Source organism: Nocardia sp. NPDC004278 (genome assembly GCF_053602975.1).
Window position 1 is genome coordinate 136,766 of the sequence record NZ_JBSGEQ010000004.1, and the last position, 19,176, is coordinate 155,941.

At 66.3% G+C, this 19,176-nt stretch carries 18 protein-coding genes; 4 read left to right on the plus strand and 14 right to left on the minus strand.

Annotation, left to right across the window (positions count from 1 at the left end):
* Positions 1–274: 274 nt before the first annotated feature.
* Entirely contained in the window at positions 275–1,414 is a 1,140-nt protein-coding gene (locus ACWEO2_RS07885) for a lipase family protein (RefSeq protein WP_452404628.1), read from the plus strand.
* Positions 1,415–1,479: 65 nt separating this feature from the next.
* Here ACWEO2_RS07885 and puuE read toward each other — a convergent pair whose 3' ends face one another.
* The 9 genes from puuE to ACWEO2_RS07930 all read right to left on the minus strand — a co-directional run bounded on the left by puuE (position 1,480) and on the right by ACWEO2_RS07930 (position 12,154).
* Complete coding sequence (gene puuE / locus ACWEO2_RS07890; protein ID WP_452404629.1) at positions 1,480–2,403, minus strand: allantoinase PuuE; 924 nt, start codon at positions 2,401–2,403, stop codon at positions 1,480–1,482.
* Positions 2,400–3,377, minus strand: a complete 978-nt coding sequence (gene alc / locus ACWEO2_RS07895) for an allantoicase (RefSeq protein WP_452404630.1) — start codon at positions 3,375–3,377, stop codon at positions 2,400–2,402. Before alc ends, puuE begins: the two co-directional genes overlap by 4 nt.
* Before the next feature lie 165 nt (positions 3,378–3,542).
* Positions 3,543–4,730 carry a DUF6986 family protein gene (locus ACWEO2_RS07900; RefSeq protein ID WP_452404840.1) on the minus strand — a complete coding sequence of 396 codons (1,188 nt, stop codon included), beginning with the start codon at positions 4,728–4,730 and terminating at the stop codon, positions 3,543–3,545.
* Positions 4,731–4,847: 117 nt separating this feature from the next.
* A complete protein-coding gene (locus ACWEO2_RS07905; protein ID WP_452404631.1) occupies positions 4,848–7,970 on the minus strand; it encodes a molybdopterin-dependent oxidoreductase in 3,123 nt (1,040 codons plus the stop codon).
* On the minus strand, positions 7,967–8,824 hold the full coding sequence (locus ACWEO2_RS07910; RefSeq protein WP_452404632.1) for an FAD binding domain-containing protein: 858 nt from the start codon (positions 8,822–8,824) through the stop codon (positions 7,967–7,969). The genes ACWEO2_RS07905 and ACWEO2_RS07910 overlap by 4 nt, the downstream gene beginning before the upstream one ends.
* Positions 8,825–9,556: 732 nt before the next feature.
* Positions 9,557–10,144, minus strand: coding sequence for a hypothetical protein (locus tag ACWEO2_RS07915; protein ID WP_452404633.1), 588 nt, complete (start codon positions 10,142–10,144; stop codon positions 9,557–9,559).
* 122 nt (positions 10,145–10,266) lie between these two features.
* A complete protein-coding gene (locus tag ACWEO2_RS07920; RefSeq protein ID WP_452404634.1) occupies positions 10,267–10,731 on the minus strand; it encodes a hypothetical protein in 465 nt (154 codons plus the stop codon).
* A gap of 119 nt (positions 10,732–10,850) precedes the next feature.
* Entirely contained in the window at positions 10,851–11,537 is a 687-nt protein-coding gene (locus ACWEO2_RS07925) for a VC0807 family protein (protein WP_452404635.1), read from the minus strand.
* A complete protein-coding gene (locus ACWEO2_RS07930) occupies positions 11,534–12,154 on the minus strand; it encodes a TetR family transcriptional regulator (protein ID WP_452404841.1) in 621 nt (206 codons plus the stop codon). Before ACWEO2_RS07930 ends, ACWEO2_RS07925 begins: the two co-directional genes overlap by 4 nt.
* A 202-nt stretch (positions 12,155–12,356) precedes the next feature.
* Between ACWEO2_RS07930 and ACWEO2_RS07935 the strand changes: the two genes are divergently transcribed.
* A complete protein-coding gene (locus tag ACWEO2_RS07935; RefSeq protein ID WP_452404636.1) occupies positions 12,357–12,989 on the plus strand; it encodes a hypothetical protein in 633 nt (210 codons plus the stop codon).
* 59 nt (positions 12,990–13,048) lie between these two features.
* Here the strand turns inward: ACWEO2_RS07935 and ACWEO2_RS07940 are convergent, their stop codons facing one another.
* From ACWEO2_RS07940 to uraD, 4 genes are all read right to left on the minus strand, one after another.
* Positions 13,049–14,410, minus strand: a complete 1,362-nt coding sequence (locus ACWEO2_RS07940; protein ID WP_452404637.1) for an 8-oxoguanine deaminase — start codon at positions 14,408–14,410, stop codon at positions 13,049–13,051.
* 4 nt (positions 14,411–14,414) lie between these two features.
* On the minus strand, positions 14,415–15,320 hold the full coding sequence (gene pucL / locus ACWEO2_RS07945; protein ID WP_452404638.1) for a factor-independent urate hydroxylase: 906 nt from the start codon (positions 15,318–15,320) through the stop codon (positions 14,415–14,417).
* Between the two features lie 3 nt (positions 15,321–15,323).
* Positions 15,324–15,641: a hydroxyisourate hydrolase gene (gene uraH / locus ACWEO2_RS07950; protein ID WP_354957761.1), complete on the minus strand. Its 318-nt coding sequence runs from the start codon at positions 15,639–15,641 to the stop codon at positions 15,324–15,326.
* Positions 15,642–15,717: 76 nt separating this feature from the next.
* Positions 15,718–16,221: a 2-oxo-4-hydroxy-4-carboxy-5-ureidoimidazoline decarboxylase gene (uraD, locus tag ACWEO2_RS07955; RefSeq protein ID WP_452404639.1), complete on the minus strand. Its 504-nt coding sequence runs from the start codon at positions 16,219–16,221 to the stop codon at positions 15,718–15,720.
* Between the two features lie 141 nt (positions 16,222–16,362).
* On the opposite strand from uraD, the gene ACWEO2_RS07960 reads away from it, so the two are divergent.
* Together ACWEO2_RS07960 and ACWEO2_RS07965 are read left to right on the plus strand one after the other, a co-directional pair.
* Positions 16,363–16,962 carry a nucleotidyltransferase family protein gene (locus tag ACWEO2_RS07960; RefSeq protein WP_452404640.1) on the plus strand — a complete coding sequence of 200 codons (600 nt, stop codon included), beginning with the start codon at positions 16,363–16,365 and terminating at the stop codon, positions 16,960–16,962.
* Positions 16,963–16,976: 14 nt separating this feature from the next.
* Positions 16,977–18,017: an XdhC family protein gene (locus ACWEO2_RS07965; protein WP_452404641.1), complete on the plus strand. Its 1,041-nt coding sequence runs from the start codon at positions 16,977–16,979 to the stop codon at positions 18,015–18,017.
* 10 nt (positions 18,018–18,027) lie between these two features.
* Here ACWEO2_RS07965 and ACWEO2_RS07970 read toward each other — a convergent pair whose 3' ends face one another.
* Complete coding sequence (locus tag ACWEO2_RS07970; RefSeq protein WP_452404642.1) at positions 18,028–19,119, minus strand: ABC transporter substrate-binding protein; 1,092 nt, start codon at positions 19,117–19,119, stop codon at positions 18,028–18,030.
* Between the last annotated feature and the right edge of the window lie 57 nt (positions 19,120–19,176).

The window sequence follows — 19,176 nt, forward strand, 5'->3', positions numbered from 1 at the left end:
CTTTGCGAAATTAGCCCGCAAATTGCACGCGTGAAACCTACCCGCCGGTAGCGCTGACATGCGGTTTTAGCGTAACGCCCGTACTGTTAGCAATCGCACCGGGTACGACCATCCGACGCGCCCGGCATTCCGTGCTGTGAGGACCTTCACACGCACTCGTGTGGCCGCCGCCACCTCCCAGTGAGTGACCGAGCGCACGATCGGGCAGACTGGTGCGACATTCGAACTCTCGGGCAGGCATCCAGTTCACCGCTGGACGCTCGATAGGAGTGTTATGCGGAAACTGTGGTTCACCACGGCGATCGCCATCGCATGCGGCGCAAGCCTGCTGCGAGTGCCCGCGGCGGGCGCCGACCAGGCCGATCCCGGCGCCGTCGTATCCGTCGCACCACTTGCCGCGGTCGCCACGCTGCCCGGTTCGGTGAACTCCGGCCGCATCCTGTACTCGACCACCACCGTGGACGATGCGCCGACGGTGGCCAGCGCCGCGGTCTACTTCCCGCCCGGTGCGGCCCCCGAGGGCGGTTGGCCGGTGATCGCGTGGGCACACGGCACGGTCGGGCTCGCCGACAACTGCGCCTACAGCATTGCCGGACCCAGCGCCGTCGAACGGGACTGGGCGTATCTGGGGACCTGGCTGGCACAGGGCTACGCGATCGTGGCCGCGGACTACGCCGGACTCGGCACGCCCGGCGAACAGCCCTATCTGAACGGACGCGTGGAGGCGCACAACGTCGTCGACGCGGTCAAGGCCGCCACCGGGCAGTACCCGTCGCTGGCGAAGAAATGGGTGGTCGTCGGACAGTCACAGGGCGGCGGCGCGGCGGTGTCCACCGCGCGGTACGCGACCGAATTCGGCGGGCCGGAGCTCGACTACCGCGGCGCGGTCGGCACCGGTGTGCCCGCGTATATCGAGGATGTTCTGCAACTGCTCGGGCCGGGTGTGCCGCCGCTCGAGCTGAACCCGTTCAGCACCGCATACGTGCTCTACATCCTGAACGGATTGCGCACGACTCACCCCGAGCTGGATATCGAGTCCTTCCTGACCGACTCCGGACGCGCATGGCTCGCCCGGGCGCGCGAAGCGTGCGTCCTCCCGCTGCGCGATGAACTCGGTGCCAGCGGCGTAGTGATCGGCGATCTGTTCGCACGGCCGCTCGCACAGATTCCGAACGTGCACGGACTCCTGTACGACTACCTCGGCCTGCCCGAATCCGGTTACGACAAGCCGCTGTTCCTGGCGCAGGGGCTGCGCGATACGGATGTGATCACGCCGGAGACGCTGCGGTTCGCGGCGGTGCTCGCGGTCAATCGGCAGCCGGTCACGGCGCACATCTATCCGGAGGATCACGACGGGACGGTCAATGCGTCGCTGCGGGATTCGCTGCCATTCGTCCGCGGTCTGTTCGCCTGACGCGGCCGTGCCGAATGGCCCGAGTGCCCTGATTCCGCGGAATCCATGGGCACTCGGGGCCGAAGTCAGTTGGCGCGCATCGGTGGGTGAGTGCGGTGCCAGTGCTCGGCTATGTCTATGCGGCGGGTGATCCAGACGTCGTTGTGGGATTGGACATGATCCAAGAAGTGCTCGAGGGCGGCAGTGCGGGCCGGGCGGCCGACAATGCGGCAGTGCAGGCCGATCGAGAGCATTTTCGGGCTGCCCTCGGCACCTTCGCGGTAGAGGATGTCGAAGGCGTCGCGCAGGTGGGCGAAGAATTGGTCCCCGCTGGGGAAGCCCGCCGGTGAGGCGAAGCGCATGTCGTTGGTGTCGAGGGTGTACGGGACCACCAGGTGGTTGTGGCCGTGCACGGTCACCCAGTACGGGAGGTCGTCGGCGTAGGAGTCGGAGTCGTAGACGAAACCGCCGTGCTCGACCACCAGTTCCCTGGTGTGCGGGGAGTCGCGGCCGGTGTACCAGCCGAGCGGGGCCGCGCCGGTCAGCTCGGTGAGGATGCGCACGGCCTCGGCCATATGCGCGCGCTCGGTGTCGCGGTCGGTGAGCTGGTAGGACTGCCAGCGCAGACCGTGGCTGGCGATTTCGTGGCCGAGTTCCTGAAAAGCGGCCACCGCCTCCGGATTTCGCTGCATGGCACGGGCGACGGCGAAAATGGTCAGTGGTAGATCGCGACGTTCGAAGGCGCGCAGGACCCGCCAGAGTCCGGCCCGGGAGCCGTATTCGTAGAGCGATTCCATGCTCAGGTGGCGGTTCGGAAAGGCCTGTGCCGGAGTCATTTCCGAGAGGAAGGTCTCCGAATGCGGGTCGCCGTCGAGGACGCTGTTCTCCGCGCCCTCTTCGTAATTGAGGACGAATTGGACGGCGATCTTCGCATCGCCCGGCCATTTCGGATCCGGTGGCGTCGGTCCGTATCCGACGAAGTCGCGCTGATTCATCCCGGTGTCGCTCATCCCCCGAGCTCCCCATACAGGCGCAGCCGCGCGAGACCGCCGTCGGGATAGATATCCAGGCGGACCTCCTCCACCGAGGCCGCCACCGGCGAAATCGCGAATCGGTGCCGGGTATCGGGCAGCAGTTCGGTGCGCGGCAGCAATTCGAGTTCGGTGCCGTCATTGGTGTGTCCGGTGAGCCGGGCGGCGCCGGGGCTGTTGCCGAGGAAGTACGAGGTGTCGATTTCGGCGAGCCGGATGAGCCCGGGACCGGCGAGCCGGATGCGCACCCAGTCATTGCCGTCGTCGCGGCGGCGGGCGGTTTCCCAGCCGTCGCCCATCTTCCTGGCCAGTCCGGGGTAGAGCAGTTGGTTCGGCGAACTGTAGAAGCGATTGGAGCAGTCCAGGACCAGGGCGCCGTTCTCCAGTGCGGCCAGATCCAGTTGGCCTAGACCGAGCAGCCGCGGCTCGGGCCGGCCCTCGCCGTGCACGCGCAGCCGGGCCACGCCGCCGTCCGGGTGCATGGTGAGTTTCACATGGGTCCACCGCTTTTCGTTCTCGATGACGAAGGGATTGCGGCTGTCACCGGATACCGGAGCATGGTCGATCAGGGTCACCCAATCATTGCGGTCGGCAATGGCTTGCGCGGGCGGATAGCCTTCGATCTCGAGTGCGGCGACCGAAACCGCCGGCGGATAGTTGCCTTTGAACCAGGCGGTGTCCACCACGATGCCGCGGATCACGCCGGACACGCCGAGGCGCACGATGGCGGAGTCGTCGCCGGGGTGGCCGCGGTGCCTGCGGGTTTCCCAGCCGTCGTAGATCTGGCCCTTGTGCCCGAAGGTCGACGGCCGGTATTCCGACGGGCCCGGATTGATCAAATTCTCCTTTTCCGCGAAGAATTCATCGTTGGCCCAGATCACCGATCCGCCGAGCGGGCGGACGGCCAGATCGGGCAGTAGCGTGAAATCGTCTACGTCGACCGGGTCGCGCATCGCACCTCCTGTTTCGCGAGGGAATCCCGCATCCGATTCGTGCCGCGCGCGACGTAACACCGACTGCCGCGCATCAGGTACCGATTACCGCGGGCCGCTGAATATTCAGTGCCACGCGAGGTCACCGTGCGGCCCACCAACAGCCGATCGTCGTATGGCCGCATTTCACACCGGTTCCTGCGGAATCGGCGCACGCGCGACCAGTGCGCGCAATACCTGCGGGGTCAATGCCGGTGCGAGCGAACGCAATTCGTCGGCAGTACGAGCACCGCAGTGCACGCCGCGCAATACCGTGGCGGCCAGGGCCTCCGCGGTGGCGGGCTCGTCCAGCACGCCGCCGGAACGCCGATCGAGATAGGCCACCAGCCGCGGAACCGCGACATCGATGGCCTGCCGGAAGAACTCGTAGGTGGCCAGCCAGCGGGTGACCAGATGGCCGGGGTGCATATCCCAGCCCTGGTAGTAACCGAGGCGTAGGGCCCGGCCGACCAGCCGATGGTGGTTGCGCAGTGCGGCTTCCGGTTCGCCGTCCGGCACTATCTGGGTGGAGCCGTCACAGACCCACACCCCCGTTTGGGCCGCGGCGACCTGCATGACCGACTTCGCGTAGTCCGCGGCCGGATGGTCGAGCGCCTGATCGGGTGCGGCGATCCCGCATGCCGCGGTGTAGTCGTAGGTGCCGAAATGCAGTGCGCTGCAGCGCCCCTCGGACAGACCTAGCATCTTGGCGATCGGCGCGCTGCCATCGGCGGCGATGATCGCCTGCGGGCTCTCGATCTGCAGTTCGAAACGCAGCGTGCCCGCATCGAGTCCGAAACCGCGCTCGAATCCCTCGCACAGTGCCACCAGTGCCGAAGCCTGTTCCGCCGCCCGGATCTTCGGCACGGTGAAGACGAAACCCGCTGGTACGCCGCCCGCCGCAGCCAATACCAGCTCGAGGGTGCGCAGCGCGCGGTCGCGTTCGGAGCCCGCCAGACCCTTCATCCGGATGCCCACACTCGTCGGCCCACCGGGCAGCTTCGCCCACTCCGCGAGCATCGTGCCGGCATTGGTCGCGGCCTTGTCCTCCTCGGTGTCGGCCCGGAATCCGTAGCCGTCCTCGAAGTCGATGCGCAGATCCTGGATCGGGTGCCGCTCGAGTTGTGCGCGCACGGTGGGCAATGCGTCGGTGTGGTCGAGTTCGGCGAGCAGATCGTAGTGGCGATCGAGGAGTTCGGTCGCCACCGCACCCCATTCGGCGGGGGTGTCGGCCGTAGCGCGGTCGGCGGGCACATAGGCGGTGTGAATCGGCTGGACCCGGCCGTCGGGGCCCGGATACCGGGTGCGCAGATCGGCGTCGACCGCGTCGAGCATCGCGTCGATCTCGGCGCGGACACTCTCGGGTAGGTGTGTTGGATTTGCGCCGCTCCCGGCCCCTCCGTGGTTACCCACGCTGCCTCCTCCGGACCTGACGCTCACATCGCGGGGAACTCACCCGTGATCTCCTTCCTGCAGGGCTCGCCAGACCCGGTCGGCCGTCATCGGCAAACGGGTCTGTCGTACCCCGACAGCATCGCGGATGGCATTCGCCAGCGCGGGGGCGACCGGGTTGTACGGCGATTCACTCATCGACTTGGCACCGAGAGGGCCCAGGTCATCGGCGGTTTCGGCGAAATAGACCGCGGTGCGCGGCAGGTCTGCGAACTGCGGGATGTGGTAGTGCCGCAGCGTCTGCGTGGTTACCACCCCCTGATCGGAGCGCATGTCCTCGTAGAGCGCGGAGCCGATGGCCTGTGCGACCCCGCCCTCCACCTGGCCGCGGCACTGCACCGGATTGAGCACTGTGCCCGCATCGGCGGCCTGGACCGAATGCAGGATGCGCACCTCGCCGGTCTCCGGCCGCACGGCGACCCGGAATGCCTGCACATTGAAGCTGACCGAACGCGGGCTGCCCGCATGTTCGCCGTGTCCGGACAACTCGCCGTCGGCCAGCAGTTCGGCGACACCGATCAGCCGGTCGCCACAGCGCACGCCCGTCGACTCCAGGGTGCATTCCGCCTCGGGGCGATCGGTCAGTTTTGCCGCCCGGACCAGGATCTGCTCGCGCAAGGCCACCGCCGCGGCGTAGCAGGCCTTGCCAGCGACCGTAATGCCGGTCGAGCCGAAGGCTCCGGTGTCGTGGCCGACGACATCGGTATCCGCCTGGCGAATCACGATGCGGCGCACATCGGTATGCAATGCCGTTGCCGCGAGCTGGGCGTGCACCGTTGTCGTTCCGCTGCCGAATTCCACTGTGCCGACACGGATCTCGTAGCGTCCGTCGGGTAGCAGTGTGGCGGTCGCCTCGGCGCGGTGGCCACGCGGCGGGATGGTGGCGATCATGGCCAGTGCCATGCCGGTGCCGACCCGCCAGTCCGGGCCCGGTGCGGGAACTCCATTGCCGCGCAGTATGGCCCGCTCTGCCAGGTCGAGGCATTGATCGAGACCGTAGCTGCCGAATGCCAGATCGCCCCGGTCGACTTCGGCGCCGACGAACTCATCGCCGGGTACCACCACATTGCGCCGGCGGAATTCGAACGGGTCGATGCCGAGTGCGCGGGCCAGGTCGTCCATGGCCGATTCGACACCGAAGATGATCTGTCCGAGGCCGTAGCCACGGAAGGCGCCGGAGGGAACATTGTTGGTATAGACCGCTTTTGCCTGAACGCGCTTATTGGCGCAACGGTAGACCTCGACGGATTCGCCGACGCCGTGGAACATGACGCCCGCACTGTGATTGCCGTACGCACCGGCATCGGCGAGCACGTCGATCGAGAGCGCGGTCAGCACGCCGTCGGCATCCGCGCCCGCGGTGACCGCGACCCGCATCGGATGACGGCAGGTGGCGCTGGTGAATTCGTCGGACCGGGTGAATTCGTACTGGACGGGTCGTCCGGTGCGCAGCACCGCCAGCGCGATCAGATCCTCGGCCAGCATCTCCTGTTTGGCCCCGAACCCGCCGCCGACCCGCTTGGCGAAGACCCGCACGCGATCCCGCGGCAGCCCGAACAGATGACACAGCTCGTCGCGAACCAGGAACGGCACCTGGGTGCTGCATCGGATGACCAGCCTGCCGTCCGCATCCAACCAGCCGATGCCGCCGTGGGTTTCCAGATGTACGTGCTGGCCGCGCGGCGAATGCCAGACACCACTGACCACCTGCGCCGCCGCGGCCAGACCCGCTGCCACATCACCGACCTCGCCGTCCACCTCGGCGATCAGATTCCGCTCGGTATCGGCGATGCGAGCCGAATCCGGCTTTCCACCATGCAGTTTCGGCGCTTCGGGAAACAGTGCCCCGGCCGGATCGAATACCGCGGGCAGGATTTCGTACTCGACCGCCAGTGCACGGCAGCCCGCCCGGGCGATATCCATGCTCTCCGCCACCACGGCGGCAACTCGCTGGCCGACGAATCGCATCGTGCGATCGAGCACGTAGGTGTCGTCGGGATCGTCGGCGCGAAGTTCATGGCGCCCGGTCGAAAACGCGATATCCGGCGCATCGGCGTAGGTGAGCACCGCGTGCACGCCGGGCAGTTCCTCGGCCGCGGCGGTGTTGATGGAGACGATCCGCGCGTGCGGATGTGGGCTGGGTAGGACCGCGATATGCAGGGGGGCAACCGGCGGCGCATCCGTGGTGGTCGGTGCGTCCTGTGGCGAGACGTCGAAGGTGAACGGTTCAGTGCCCGTGACGATCCGAGGTCCAGCGGGTGCGCCGACGCCGGTGCCTGCTCGTCCAGACGCAGTGTGCTCCGCTGAAGTGGTGTCACCCGCCGAGGCCCGGCCGGCCGCCGCGCCGGTGCCCGCTGTCATACCGACGACGGTCGTATCGGCCTCGCTCCATGGCTCGGCCGCACTGCCGCGAATTCGCCCACCCGCCGAAAACGCATCCTGATCAAGGCCGACTGTGTCGACATCGCCGAGTGCATCGACATCCGAGCCGAGGCCGGTCGCGATATCGGCCGCGATCTGTGGTGTGGGGCCATTCGCTCCGGTGCGGATTCGGCCGCACGCCGAGGCCGTTTCCCCGCCGAGACTCGAGGCTGCCTCCTCGCCGTCTGCCGGGGCAGCGCCCGACTCGAGGCCCAACATCGGACCGCCGCCTGCCGATTGGTCATCGACCACGGCCTCGGGAATCGTGCCGGTCAGCGCATCGGCGATCGGGCGATAGCCGGTGCAGCGGCACAGGTTGCCCTTCATGAGCTCGGGCAGCGCTCCCGCATCCGGGTGCGCCGGTCCGCCGCAACCGAGGCCAGCGGCGGTGACCACCATGCCTGCGGTGCAGAAGCCGCATTGGAAGGCGGCCGAATCCACGAATCGCTGTTGGATCGGATGCGGCTGCTCGGCGGTGCCCAGGCCGGAGGCGGTGGTGATAGTGCGATCGGCGGCGCGGTAGGCGGGAAGGATGCAGGAGTGCACCGGCACACCGTCGAGCTGCACGGTACAGGCGCCGCAGTCCCCCGCATCGCAGCCCTTCTTCACCGCGAAGACGCCCTGCTCGCGCAGCAGCGTGCGCAGGCATTGGCCCGGTCGCGGATCGGCCTGCACAATTCTGCCGTCTACCTCGAATTTCATTGCGAATCACCGGCTTCGCCGCGTAGCTCGGCGGCCACCTCCCGCGCCAGAACACCGCTGACGTGACGGCGCCAGTCCGGCGCGCCGTGCGGATCGTCGAACCACAGCGTCGGATCGATGGCCTCGATCGCGGCCGATACTTCGTGATCACCGGGTGTCGCAGCGAAATCCAACACAACAGGTCGGCTGGTGGCTGCGGTGATGGTGATCGCACACCGGCCGTACAGCTCACGAAGCCCCATCACGACCGCCCCCGAACGACCGAGCGGAGCCAGCGCGATCTTCCGGAAGGCGGTGTGCGCGTGCAGGGTTCGAATCGGAACGGTGATCGATCGCAATACCGCACCGGAGGTGAGCACATTGCGTCCCGGCCCGAGCGTGAACTCCCGCAGCGGAATCCGCCGATCGCGGCCGTCCGGCGACCACACCAGCGCGATGCCGTCCAACGCCACCAGCGCACCCAGCACCGCACCCGCGGGCAAGGACAAACACACATTCCCGCCAACCGTCGCGGTTCGCCAAACCTTGTGCGATGCGAGCAACGCCCGGCACGCCTGGGCGAACAGCGCCGTCCCCGGCCAGTCCGCCCGCAACACCTCCACCCCCAGTTCCCGCCCCGGCATCGCCCCAGCGAACTCCGCCAACGTGCAGGTAGCCGCGATCTCCAACCCCGCGCCCGTCTCAAACAGCGCGGGCCACCCGAACCCCGTGATATCGACCAGCCGATCCAACCCCTCCTGCGGCTCGGAGAACAAAAACGTCCCCCCGGCGAGCACCCCACATGCCTCACCAACAAAAGCCAGGTCAGCCCGCTCCCGAGCCACCACCACATCCCGAATCGTGTCCAGATCCACGCCACACCTCGCTCCACCGTTCCCTGCCGCCAACCCTAGGAGCCGAGCGTTGCGTAGACATTGACCCAGATTGCGCGACAGTAACCACGCTCGGTTCACGTCCATCCTGACGCAGGCCACTATGCGCAGGTAGACCCTTGTGCGATTGTCGGAAGGTCCCGGCCATTGACATCACGTTTCCGATCCGCGATGTGACCGCGTGCGCACGCACAGTCGCCGCCCTGGCCAGCCTGCGGTGCGCTTGGCCTCGATCCGCTCAGCCGTTCATGCCCGCACGGGCGTCATGCGATCAGCACTACCCCGGGCAGCTGCTCGGACACGGCTTGGACCTGCGTATAGCCATCTCCTCGCGAATCCGCACCCCCTGAACGACGGTCATCGTCGCACCGCCCCACGGGGCTGCGAACAGTTCGTCGAACGCGCCCAATATCGCGTCACGCCTGGGCACCGGCAGCGGCCTGACCCAGCCGCCAGGTCGCAGCGCCTCCAGCACCCGGCCGGCCCCCGGTATGGGCACATGGCGTGGCAGAAACGCCTGGGGCAACCCGGCAGGGAATTCCTCGACCAGACTGTCGGCTCGCGGTTGATTCGAGGCGTCCGATTTCGATGACGCGTATAGGGTTCGTTGCTCCGTTCGGTCGATGCCGATCACAGAACGGTGAACCTACCCAGCGACAGCCGATCTCGACGTCGGAAATTGCGCCCACTGCCGCCGACCATCGCTTCTCGTACTCATGCGTTGCGGGAGAAGCGATTTCGACGCGGCGAGTACGACCCGACGATCGCCCACGCTCCACGTGCGCCGCTTCCCATTTGCGACTTGCGCAGCGCATCCGGCGTCCACATCTGTGCGGAATCGATACCGCCGCGCTGCTTATTGCCCGCCCGGTCCACGATCACGAACGCGACGGTCACGCAGACGGCTACGTACATCGCCGCGGTCAGCGTGATTGCGACCGGGCCGAAGAGTGCTGCCCACACGCCTTCTCCGCGCACCCAGTAGCCGATATCGTTCAAGATGTATACGACCGGCAGCGCGATCGCACAAAGCACCCCCAGCGCGCGCACGTTGTCGGGGTACGTTTCCGGGCCGATGAGCATGGCAGCCCGATCCACATACAGCGTCGCCCGACGCGCGGGATCGCCCAGATCGGCGAGCGTCGCGTATTCGGCCTGGTCCGGGAGCTCACCGAGTTCGACACGAGCTTCGATGTAAGCAGCGATCGTCGCGCGTAACTTCTGCTCGACGGCACGACGATGCTTATCGGATACCCGCCGCACGACGACGGCAACGTAGCGGTCGGTCAAGGTCGTGGTCACAATTCTCGTCCCTCCGAGTCGGCGCCCAGCACCGCAACGGCATTCGATCGAGTCGGTGTGCCGTCGCGGCATGGTTCCGACTGTGTCCAATGTTCATGTGACGCAGGCGGTTTCGGTTCCGCTCAGCTGACCTGGGTCCCACCGAAGCCGAACGCGAAGCTGTGGCCCTTGGACCGGCAGCTGAGTTCGGCACGGGCGCCGGAGCCGACACAGGTGGCTCCGCCGTAGCTGATGGTGGCGTTGCCGGGATACGGGTTGGTGGAGGTCGACGGATCGAGAGCCAAACCCGGGCTGCCCGCCATACCGTGCTGACCGAATGTCGGATGCGCAGGCAAAAACGGCAGATCGATGGCCAAATCGGTAACCGGCAGAATGCCGAACCATCGCGCCGTGCCGGGCTGGATGTCGCAGCCGACATCGCCATTCGGGTGCATCGCACAGCTCGCCATATTTCCGTAGCTGAAATAGACCGTGTCACCGACCAGATACGGCGCGGGGTCGAGATCGGCGGCCGAGGCGACACCACCGCTCGCCAGTGAAACCGTCGCAACGGCGACCGCGGCCCCGACAAAGTTACGCGCCTTCATTCTTCCTCCGCACAGGTATCGACTTCAGTGACATCAGAAACACTCGAAATTGCCAATTGCACAAGCACTCTCGACGCAGCACGGATCAAGGCACCGCACTCGCTATCGGACACACCAGCTCAGACCTTCAGTCCTTTCTTGGTGACATAGACGGTGTGGAAGGTCCACAGCCCGGCGAGGACTGCCAGCCATTGCAGGCTGCTCACCAGCGGCACCGAATCGATGGGCAGCGTGTAGGCGAGCGCGACACGCAGCAGCGCGTCCCCGGTGAAGGTCGCGCCCCAGACCGCGGTCAGCACCCGCAGCTGGCTGCGGAATTCGGAGTCGTTGTGCCAGCGGGCATCCCACTGTCGGTAACCTTCCTCGCCGATCTTCACGGTGACGATCGCGCGGGAAGTCGTGCGGATGAAGGGCTGCTGGGTGAACAGAGTGGCCAAGATCCACAGGCCGAGTACGCCGAAGATCCAGCTGTCACGCACCATCAGCGTCCGAGGGTCGCCGGTCACCAGTGACATCACCGCACCCACCACGATCATGGTGAGCGTGAACAGCGCCACCGTGTCGACGCGGCGCTGCCGAATCGCCTGGTAGGCGAGGAACGGCACGGTGAGCACGGCGGGCGCGATCAGCGCCAGCCACGGATTCACCCCGGCCGCGCGCAACCCGTAGTAGCCGCCGATCGGCAGCACCAGTTCCACGATCAGCTGCCGCGCGATCAGGCGGCGCACAGCGGCGTTCTGCTGCCGCGACGTGCGATCCACCGCAGTCGACTGCGGCTGGTTCCGCTCAGCTCCGGTCGTGATCACGATTGCCTCCGTGTGGCGTAATCGAATAGGTCGGCGAGTTCGCGTGCGCAGGCCGCGGTATCGAAGTCGGGGTCGACACCGGCTCGGGTGATCGCCGCCTCCCGCGCGCCCCGGATGGCCAGCACCATGAAGGTGGGATCGAAGTCGCGAAATGCCCCGGCCCGCTGGGCTTCTCGCATCCACCCCTCCTCGGCGCGGGTGATCTCGGCGAGATGGTCGACCAGGCCGAACTTTTGCGGGTCGTCGGGACGGATGTTGGCGACGATGCTTGCCAGCGCCCGTTGATGTCGGGGGTGCTCGCCGAGCAGTGCCAGGTTGGCCACGAACCAGGCGCGCAGCTGAGCGGTATACCCGGTCTCGGCGTCGAGCTTGGCGACGACGAATTCCGTATTCACGCGGACGATCTCGGTGGCCACCGCGCGGATCAGATCATCCTTGCCCTCGAAGTGGTAGGAGATCATGCCGGTGCTGCTCAGCCCCGCCTGCTTGGCGATCTTCGCAAACGACGCATTCGGATAGCCGACCTCGGCGATCACCTCGATCGCGGCCTCCACGATCTGCGCGCGGCGCGCGGTCTCGGTGAAGGTCCGCTCTCTGTGCTTACCCGAGCTATCCATTGCTTGCACAAGCAAAACGATAGTGCCTCTTGCTCAGGTGAGCAAGAGTTGATGTAGATGAGCAATGGACGTTGACGGGGTTCCGGGTTGTAATCGCCGAAAGACAACGGATATGGCGTAGCCGCAGATCGAGGTGGCGAGGCTATGGGATCGCCTTGTGCCACAGACGATTACAGGTCGCCACGATGGCTATAGTTCGGTCGTGTCGATGATCATGCATACGGTTCCTGTAGACCTGGAGTGGGTACGCGCGATGGTCCGCCTCGCCAGCTGCTGGGACGAACAGGAGAGGTTCGAAAATGCCTTGGTCGAGAACGGCTGGGCACACCGCTGGAGCAGCGGTGACCTGAATTTCGAATGGGGTGGAGTCGACAAACCGCACTGGTTTATCCCTAACTCGCCCAAGTTGTACCACGACCCTCCGGTGTGGCGGCTCGACCTCGCCTATCCCCCGCAGCCCGGCGAGGAGTCGTACGTACAACTACTGTGTGCCCTGAAATCGCCTTCGTACGGAAGGAATCCGGAACCCGACGACGAGGACGAGGACGTCTACTTCGACGATCCCTGGACCACTCATCTGGACGTGACCAACGCCGATTGGGATGGCGAGTTCGACCGGCTCGGCGGCCTCGTCCGCGGAGAACTCGGCGATCCGGTCCGCATAGTTCCCGCGGACGAATCCGGATCTCGACTCGAGGCATGGAATGTGGGCAACATGGCGGTTGTCCTTGCGTCCGGAGTCGACGTCGGCGATGCGGACCTCTATCACGACGGCATCTTCCTGCGAATCTGTCCGGCCACATCGAATATGGCTCAAAAGTGTTGGCCTGACTGACTACCGGATATGAGTGACGGCGGCTTGATGATCGATGAACGCGACCGCCCGGGATGGCGCTATCCGGCCTTCGCGACCAGCGCCGCCTGGGCGCGAGCGACCTCGCCGCCGACCTTCTCCTCGTCGACGGTGCGCACCTCGCCATCGCGAACGACCGTGCGCCCGTTGACGATCAATGCGGCCAGCGGCGGTGCGGAGCCGAGGATCAATGCGGTCACCGGATCGTCGATGCCCGCGTGCGCGGGCGTATCGAGCCGCCACAGCGCGAGATCGGCGAGCTTGCCCGGTTCGATCGAACCGATCTCGGCCGCGCGCCCGAGCAGCCGTGCACCGCCAATGGTAGCCAGTTCCAAAGCCTTTCGTGTACTGATCGCCCGCGGTCCGCCCTTGGCGCGGGCATAAAGCAGCGCGCTGCGCGGCTCCTCGATCATCGAACCGGATTCATTGCTCGCCGAACCGTCCACCCCGAGTCCGACCGGCACTCCGGCCGCGACCAGATCTGCGGTGCGCGCGATACCGGCACCGATCCGGGCATTCGACGTGGGGCAATGTGCCACTCCGGTACCCGTTTTCGCCAGGGTGCCGATGGCTTCGTCATCGAGGTGGATGCCGTGCGCGTACCAGACATCCGTACCGAGCCAGCCCAGCTGCTCCAGGTACTGCGCCGGTGTGCAGCCGAATTTCTCCGCGCAGAACTCCTGCTCATCGATCGTCTCGGCCAGATGGGTGTGCAGGCGTACCCCGAGATCGCGTGCCAGCGAGGCCGATTCACGCAATAGCTCCGTCGTCACCGAGAACGGCGAACAGGGGGCGAGCGCGATCCGCAGCATCGAGTCGTACGACGTATCGTGCCAGCGCGCAACGGCATCCGCGCTCGCGGCCAGAATCGCATCGAGGGTTTCCACCACTTGGTCGGGCGGCAGCCCACCCGAGCTCTGCCCGAGATCCATCGAGCCGCGGCACGGCTGGAACCGCAATCCGACCGCGGCGGCCGCGGCGATCTCCGCGCCGAGCAGGTCGCCGCCCGCGCGCGGGAAAACGTAGTGGTGGTCGGTGGTCGTGGTACATCCGGTGCGCGCCAGCGTCGCGAGGGCACCGGTCGCGGCGACGCGAACCGCGTCTTCATCGATGCCGGCCCAGATCGGGTAGAGCGTGGTGAGCCATTCGAACAGGGTGTTGTCCGGCGCCAGACCACGGGTGATCCACTGGTAGAGATGGTGGTGGGTATTCACCAGACCCGGTGTGAGCAGGCAGCCACGGCCATCGATCCGGTGCACATCGGCGCCGAGATCGGGCGCGTCGCCCGCGCCGACCGCCGTGATCCGATTGTCGACCACCGTGACGTGGCCGCGGCGGTATTCGGTGCCGTTCGGATCGACGGTAGCCACGGCGCACCCGTCGATGACCGTCGTTGTCGTCATGCGCCTACGGTATCCATGCCGGTCCGGCTTCCGGGGCATCTTCGCGTCGCACGGTGGCGTGGATGAGTCCGTAGGGACGATCGTCGGCGTGGTAGACCTCGCCGTGGTTCTCGATACCGAATCGGCCCAGATCGTAGTCGAAGTGATGCTTATTGGGCGCGGCCAGCCGGATCTCGGCCAACACCGGATAGGCGGCCAGCGCGGCCTTGCCCATCTCGAACAGCGTCTGCTGCAAGGCTTTGGAATGCAGCGTCGCGAAGACCTCGACCATCCGCTGCCGAACACCCGCGTACACCGCGTCCCAGTCCACCCCGGTGGTGCTGGCGAAGCGCCACTGCGCGATGAGAGAGGTCGCGAGCATCCGGTCACGGGTCGGCGCGAGCACGGTGAATTCGTCGGTGAGGAAGTCGGCGAACTCCGAACCGGTCGACTTGAGGATCACCAGATCCTTGACCCCGCCGATGACCCAGGCCCGCTGCTGGTCGCCCTTACCGGCCACGGTGACCGCCGCGGTCCGCACCTCTGGGCCTTGCCGCACCCAGGTGTGGTCGTGCTCGCTGCCGTCGACGGTGACCCGCTGCCAGGCATATTCATCGACCTCGATGCGCGCACTGCGTACCGGATCGATCTCATCGACGAAATGCGCGGCCAGCGCCAGCGCGTAGTCCTCGATCGGTTGCAGCCCAGGCTTTTTCGCGTACGCATATGCGGTCTGCTTCTGGGTATCGGTCGGCAGCACCTTCGACTGGTCGCCGGCGATATAGGCGTCGGCGAAATCGCCACGCAGCACGGTGGATACGTTCACATCGCGGATCTCGTGGCGCGCATCGTCCCGGTAGATCCGGACGATTCGGTTCTCCGCCTTGCCGTATCGATTGTCCGACAGCACGATCGGCCCGGTCAGCTCCATGGCTCAGCTCCCTCGATAGGTGGAAAAGGCGAAGGGCGACAACAACAACGGGACGTGGTAGTGCCGCTCCTCGATGACGACGAAGGTGACGCAGACCTCCGGATAGAACGATTCGATCCGGCGCGCGGCGAAGTAGGCGCCGGTATCGAACACCAGCCGATAGGTGCCGGGCGGCAAACCCGCGCCGAGCGTGGCGATGCGGCCATCGCCATCGGTGGTTCCCGAACCGAGTACCTCGGCGTCGCGATGGAGCACCACCGCGATACCGGCCGCGGGCGCACCCGCGACGGCATCGAGCACATGCGTGCTCAGCGTGCTCATGGCTGCACCCCACCGGCGTTCGGTCCCGCCTCGACGGTGCTCGTGGCTGTGCCCATGGTTCGCGCACTGCGCTCGCTCACGCCGGATCACCCAGCAACCGGCCCAGCCGAATCCGATTGATCTTCGCCAATTCCGTTCGCATAATCCGCCTTTCGGTCTCCGGATCATTGCCGAGCCGGGCGGTGAGCAATTCGAGCAGCTCCGCACCGGACTTACCGGTCGCGCATACCAGGTAGATGTGGCCGAACTTCTCCGCATAGTCCAGATTGCCCTCGGCGAGCCCGGCCCGCACCGCATCCTCGGCCCCGATCACTCCGGCCTGCTCGCGCGCCGACGCCGCGGTATCGGGCCGGGCGCCGATGCGCGGATGTCCGTCGAGCGCGCGATCGATCTCGTCCTCGGACAATTCTGCGAGCACCGCATCGGCCGCGGCGCAGACCGCGTCGATATCGGCATATGGCCGTCCGGCGACCAGCGACCGGGCCCAGACCGGCGACGAGCAACAGTCGAGCACGATCGCGACGGCCGCCGACTCCGGCAGCCCATTGAACTCCGCGAGGCCGATTCGGTCGTCTGTCATCGGACCAGCATCGAATACCACCACCCCAGTCGCCAGTCGAACGAGATAGATCACTTCCGGCGTGTCGTTTACCCGCGATCGTCGATGTCACACCACCTTTCTGTAACCCATCGGCTACACGGCCGGACTACCGTCTCGATCATGGTGGTATCCGACGGCGCCGCGCCCGATCCGGTCTGCGCCGGCATCGTCCTGGCGGCGGGCGCCGGAACCCGGTACGGGATGCCAAAGGCGCTGGCCGAGGGCGGAGCCTGGCTGCGGTCGGCGGTGGCGGCGCTGCGCGATGGCGGCTGCGATCCGGTGATCGTGGTGCTCGGCGCGACCGGACCGGCGCCGACGGCCGTCGACCTTCCCGATGGCACCGATTACGTCTGGGCGGCGGACTGGGCGACCGGGCTCGGCGCCTCGCTGCGGGCGGGCCTGCGGGCCGCGGCGCGCACGCCCGCCGACTACGTCGCGATCATGCCGGTGGATACCCCCGATGTCGGCGCGGATGTCGTCGCCCGGGTCACCGCCGCCGCCTTCGCCGCGCCGACCGGCTTGGCCCGCGCTGTGTTCCACGCCACACCCGGACATCCCGTTGCCATCTCCAACAAGCACTGGACCTCGATTTATCAAGCAGCCGTAAGAGATTCCGGCGCGCGGACCTATTTGGCCGGTAATAACGATATGGTGTGCGTCACGTGCGACGATTTGGCGACAGGCGACGATCGTGACTTCCCGGCCACGCCGCACGCGTGAGCGGAGCTGAGCAGATGCGCGACATTGTCGACGACCTATTGCGGGTTTGGCATTCCGGCCGGACCGGCGGACTCGCCACCATCGTGCGCACTGTAGGTTCCGGACCGTTACCGGTGGGCACATCGATCCTGGTGGATGCCAATGGCGCGGTCTACGGCTCGGTCTTGGGCGGCACCGTCGAGGCGACCGTGATCAATGCGGCCACCGATGCCGCGCGCACCGGTAGACGTGGATTGCAGCGCTTCGGGGTGCCGCCGGGCGAGCCCGGGCTGGACTCCGGCGGCATGGTCGATGTTTTCGTGGAACCGTTCTCCCGCCGCGACTTTCCGGAATTCCCCACCGTCGCTGCGGAAATCGCCGCGCACCGCCGGGTCACGGTATTCACCGTGGTGTGGAATCCGGACCCGGATCTGATCGGGCAGCACCTGGTCACCCCGAAACGGCATGCGACCGAACTCGTCGCACTACCGGAATCCGATGTATTCGTCGCCTCGTTCCCGCCGCCGCCGCGAATGATCATCTTCGGTGCCAATGCCTTTGCCGCGGCACTCACCGTGCAGGCCAAATTGCTCGGCTACCGCGTCACCATTTGCGACTCCCGCGACACCTTCGCAACCCCCGATACCTTTCCCGGCGCCGAGGTGGTCGTCGACTGGCCGCACCGGTATCTGAATACGCTCGCGGCGGCTGGCGAGATCGATAACAGCACCGCGATCGTCGTACTCGGGCACGATCCGAAATTCGAGATCCCACTGCTCACCGTGGCGCTGCGACTACCCGAGCTGGGCTATCTGGCCGCAAATGGATCGTGGTCGGCACACATCCGGCGTATCGAAGACCTGCAGGCAGGCGGCTTCGACGACGCGACACTCGCCCGCCTGCACTCCCCCGCCGGTCTCGATATCGGGGCGCGCACCGCCGCCGAGGTAGCCGTGTCCATCACCGCCGAACTGCTTGCTGCCCGGTCTTATGAGACCGGGCAGCAGGCCACCGAAAAGGCCGATGCCATACCGGAATTCGGCGCATATCCGGCCAATGCCTCGATAGCGCTCTAACCGCGGGGCACTACTTCAGACCGGGATTCTCCGCGTACACCTCGCGCAGCACCGACAGGTCGAACAGTTGGTCGGCCTTGATATCGATCTTGGCGGTGCGCAGCGCGGCGATATTCTGCTCGATCAGCTGATCGGTCATGGTCAGCAGACCGTTGGCGGTCGAATCCGCCGATACCACCAGGCCGTTCTGCGCGGTCGCCTCCTTGGTCTGCTCGGATAGATCGAGCTTCTGATCCTTGCCGTACACCTCGACCGCGAGCCGGGCGGATTCGGCCGGATTCGCGACCGCGTCCTTCCAGCCCTTGATCTCGGCGATCAGGAAGGCCTTCAGCTTGTCGCGCTCCTTATCGATGGTGGACTGCTTGACCGTCAGGGTCTCGGCGACCAGCGGCAGGTTGTAGTCGGCGAAGAGGAAGTTCGTATTCTCGAATCCCTTGGCGGTCAAGGTGATCGGCTCATTGGTCACATAGCTGACCCAGCCGTCGACTTCGCCGTTGGCCAGTGGTGTCGGATCGTATTGCGCGGGCACGATGGTGACATCGCCCGGCTTCATACCGTTGGCGCTCAGCAGGGCATTGAAGATCAGCTGGTTGGTGTCCTGCACACCGATCTTGCGGCCCTTCATATCCTGCGGGGTCTTGATCGGCTTGGCGGCGGAGCTGACGATGCAGAAGGGGTTCTTCTGATACGTGGTCGCGACGATCTTGGCGGGCAGGCCCTCCAGGATGGCGGGTGCGGTGGTCTGTGGCGCCGAGGTGCCGAGCCAGACCTTGCCGGTGTCCAGGCCCGCCTCGACCGAGGTGCTCGCGGCGCCACCGGCGACCAGATTCACCGAGCCGAAGCCGGCCTCCTTGTAGTAGCCCTTGGAATCGGCGAAGTACTCGCCCGCGAATTCGATGTTCTTCAGCCAGGACAGCTGGATCGCGACGGAACCGTATTTGGATCCGTCCGCCACCGACCCGCCGGAGGAGTCTTTCGAATCATCGCCACATGCGGCCAATAGGCTCGCACCGCCTAATGCGGCGCCAGCCAGCGCGGAGTAACGAAACAGGGATCGCCGGTTCAGGTTCGGCCCGAACGAAGAGCGTTGCACGGGTGTCATGGGCCGAATCTAAGGGGATTCCGTTTCAATTTCTTTACTTTGACGTTCCGAGCGCTG

Excerpts from the sequence above, each read along its gene's own strand:
- ACWEO2_RS07960 (WP_452404640.1), top strand. The coding sequence starts at position 16,363 with ATGGTGGTATCCGACGGCGCCGCGCCCGATCCGGTCTGCGCCGGCATC.
- ACWEO2_RS07965 (WP_452404641.1), top strand. The coding sequence starts at position 16,977 with ATGCGCGACATTGTCGACGACCTATTGCGGGTTTGGCATTCCGGCCGG.
- ACWEO2_RS07970 (WP_452404642.1), bottom strand. The coding sequence starts at position 19,119 with ATGACACCCGTGCAACGCTCTTCGTTCGGGCCGAACCTGAACCGGCGA.
- ACWEO2_RS07885 (WP_452404628.1), top strand. The coding sequence starts at position 275 with ATGCGGAAACTGTGGTTCACCACGGCGATCGCCATCGCATGCGGCGCA.
- pucL (WP_452404638.1), bottom strand. The coding sequence starts at position 15,320 with ATGGAGCTGACCGGGCCGATCGTGCTGTCGGACAATCGATACGGCAAG.
- ACWEO2_RS07920 (WP_452404634.1), bottom strand. The coding sequence starts at position 10,731 with ATGAAGGCGCGTAACTTTGTCGGGGCCGCGGTCGCCGTTGCGACGGTT.
- uraD (WP_452404639.1), bottom strand. The coding sequence starts at position 16,221 with ATGACAGACGACCGAATCGGCCTCGCGGAGTTCAATGGGCTGCCGGAG.
- ACWEO2_RS07930 (WP_452404841.1), bottom strand. The coding sequence starts at position 12,154 with ATGGATAGCTCGGGTAAGCACAGAGAGCGGACCTTCACCGAGACCGCG.
- ACWEO2_RS07900 (WP_452404840.1), bottom strand. The coding sequence starts at position 4,730 with ATGCTCGACGCGGTCGACGCCGATCTGCGCACCCGGTATCCGGGCCCC.
- ACWEO2_RS07905 (WP_452404631.1), bottom strand. The coding sequence starts at position 7,970 with ATGAAATTCGAGGTAGACGGCAGAATTGTGCAGGCCGATCCGCGACCG.
- puuE (WP_452404629.1), bottom strand. The coding sequence starts at position 2,403 with ATGAGCGACACCGGGATGAATCAGCGCGACTTCGTCGGATACGGACCG.
- uraH (WP_354957761.1), bottom strand. The coding sequence starts at position 15,641 with ATGAGCACGCTGAGCACGCATGTGCTCGATGCCGTCGCGGGTGCGCCC.
- ACWEO2_RS07940 (WP_452404637.1), bottom strand. The coding sequence starts at position 14,410 with ATGACGACAACGACGGTCATCGACGGGTGCGCCGTGGCTACCGTCGAT.
- alc (WP_452404630.1), bottom strand. The coding sequence starts at position 3,377 with ATGCGCGACCCGGTCGACGTAGACGATTTCACGCTACTGCCCGATCTG.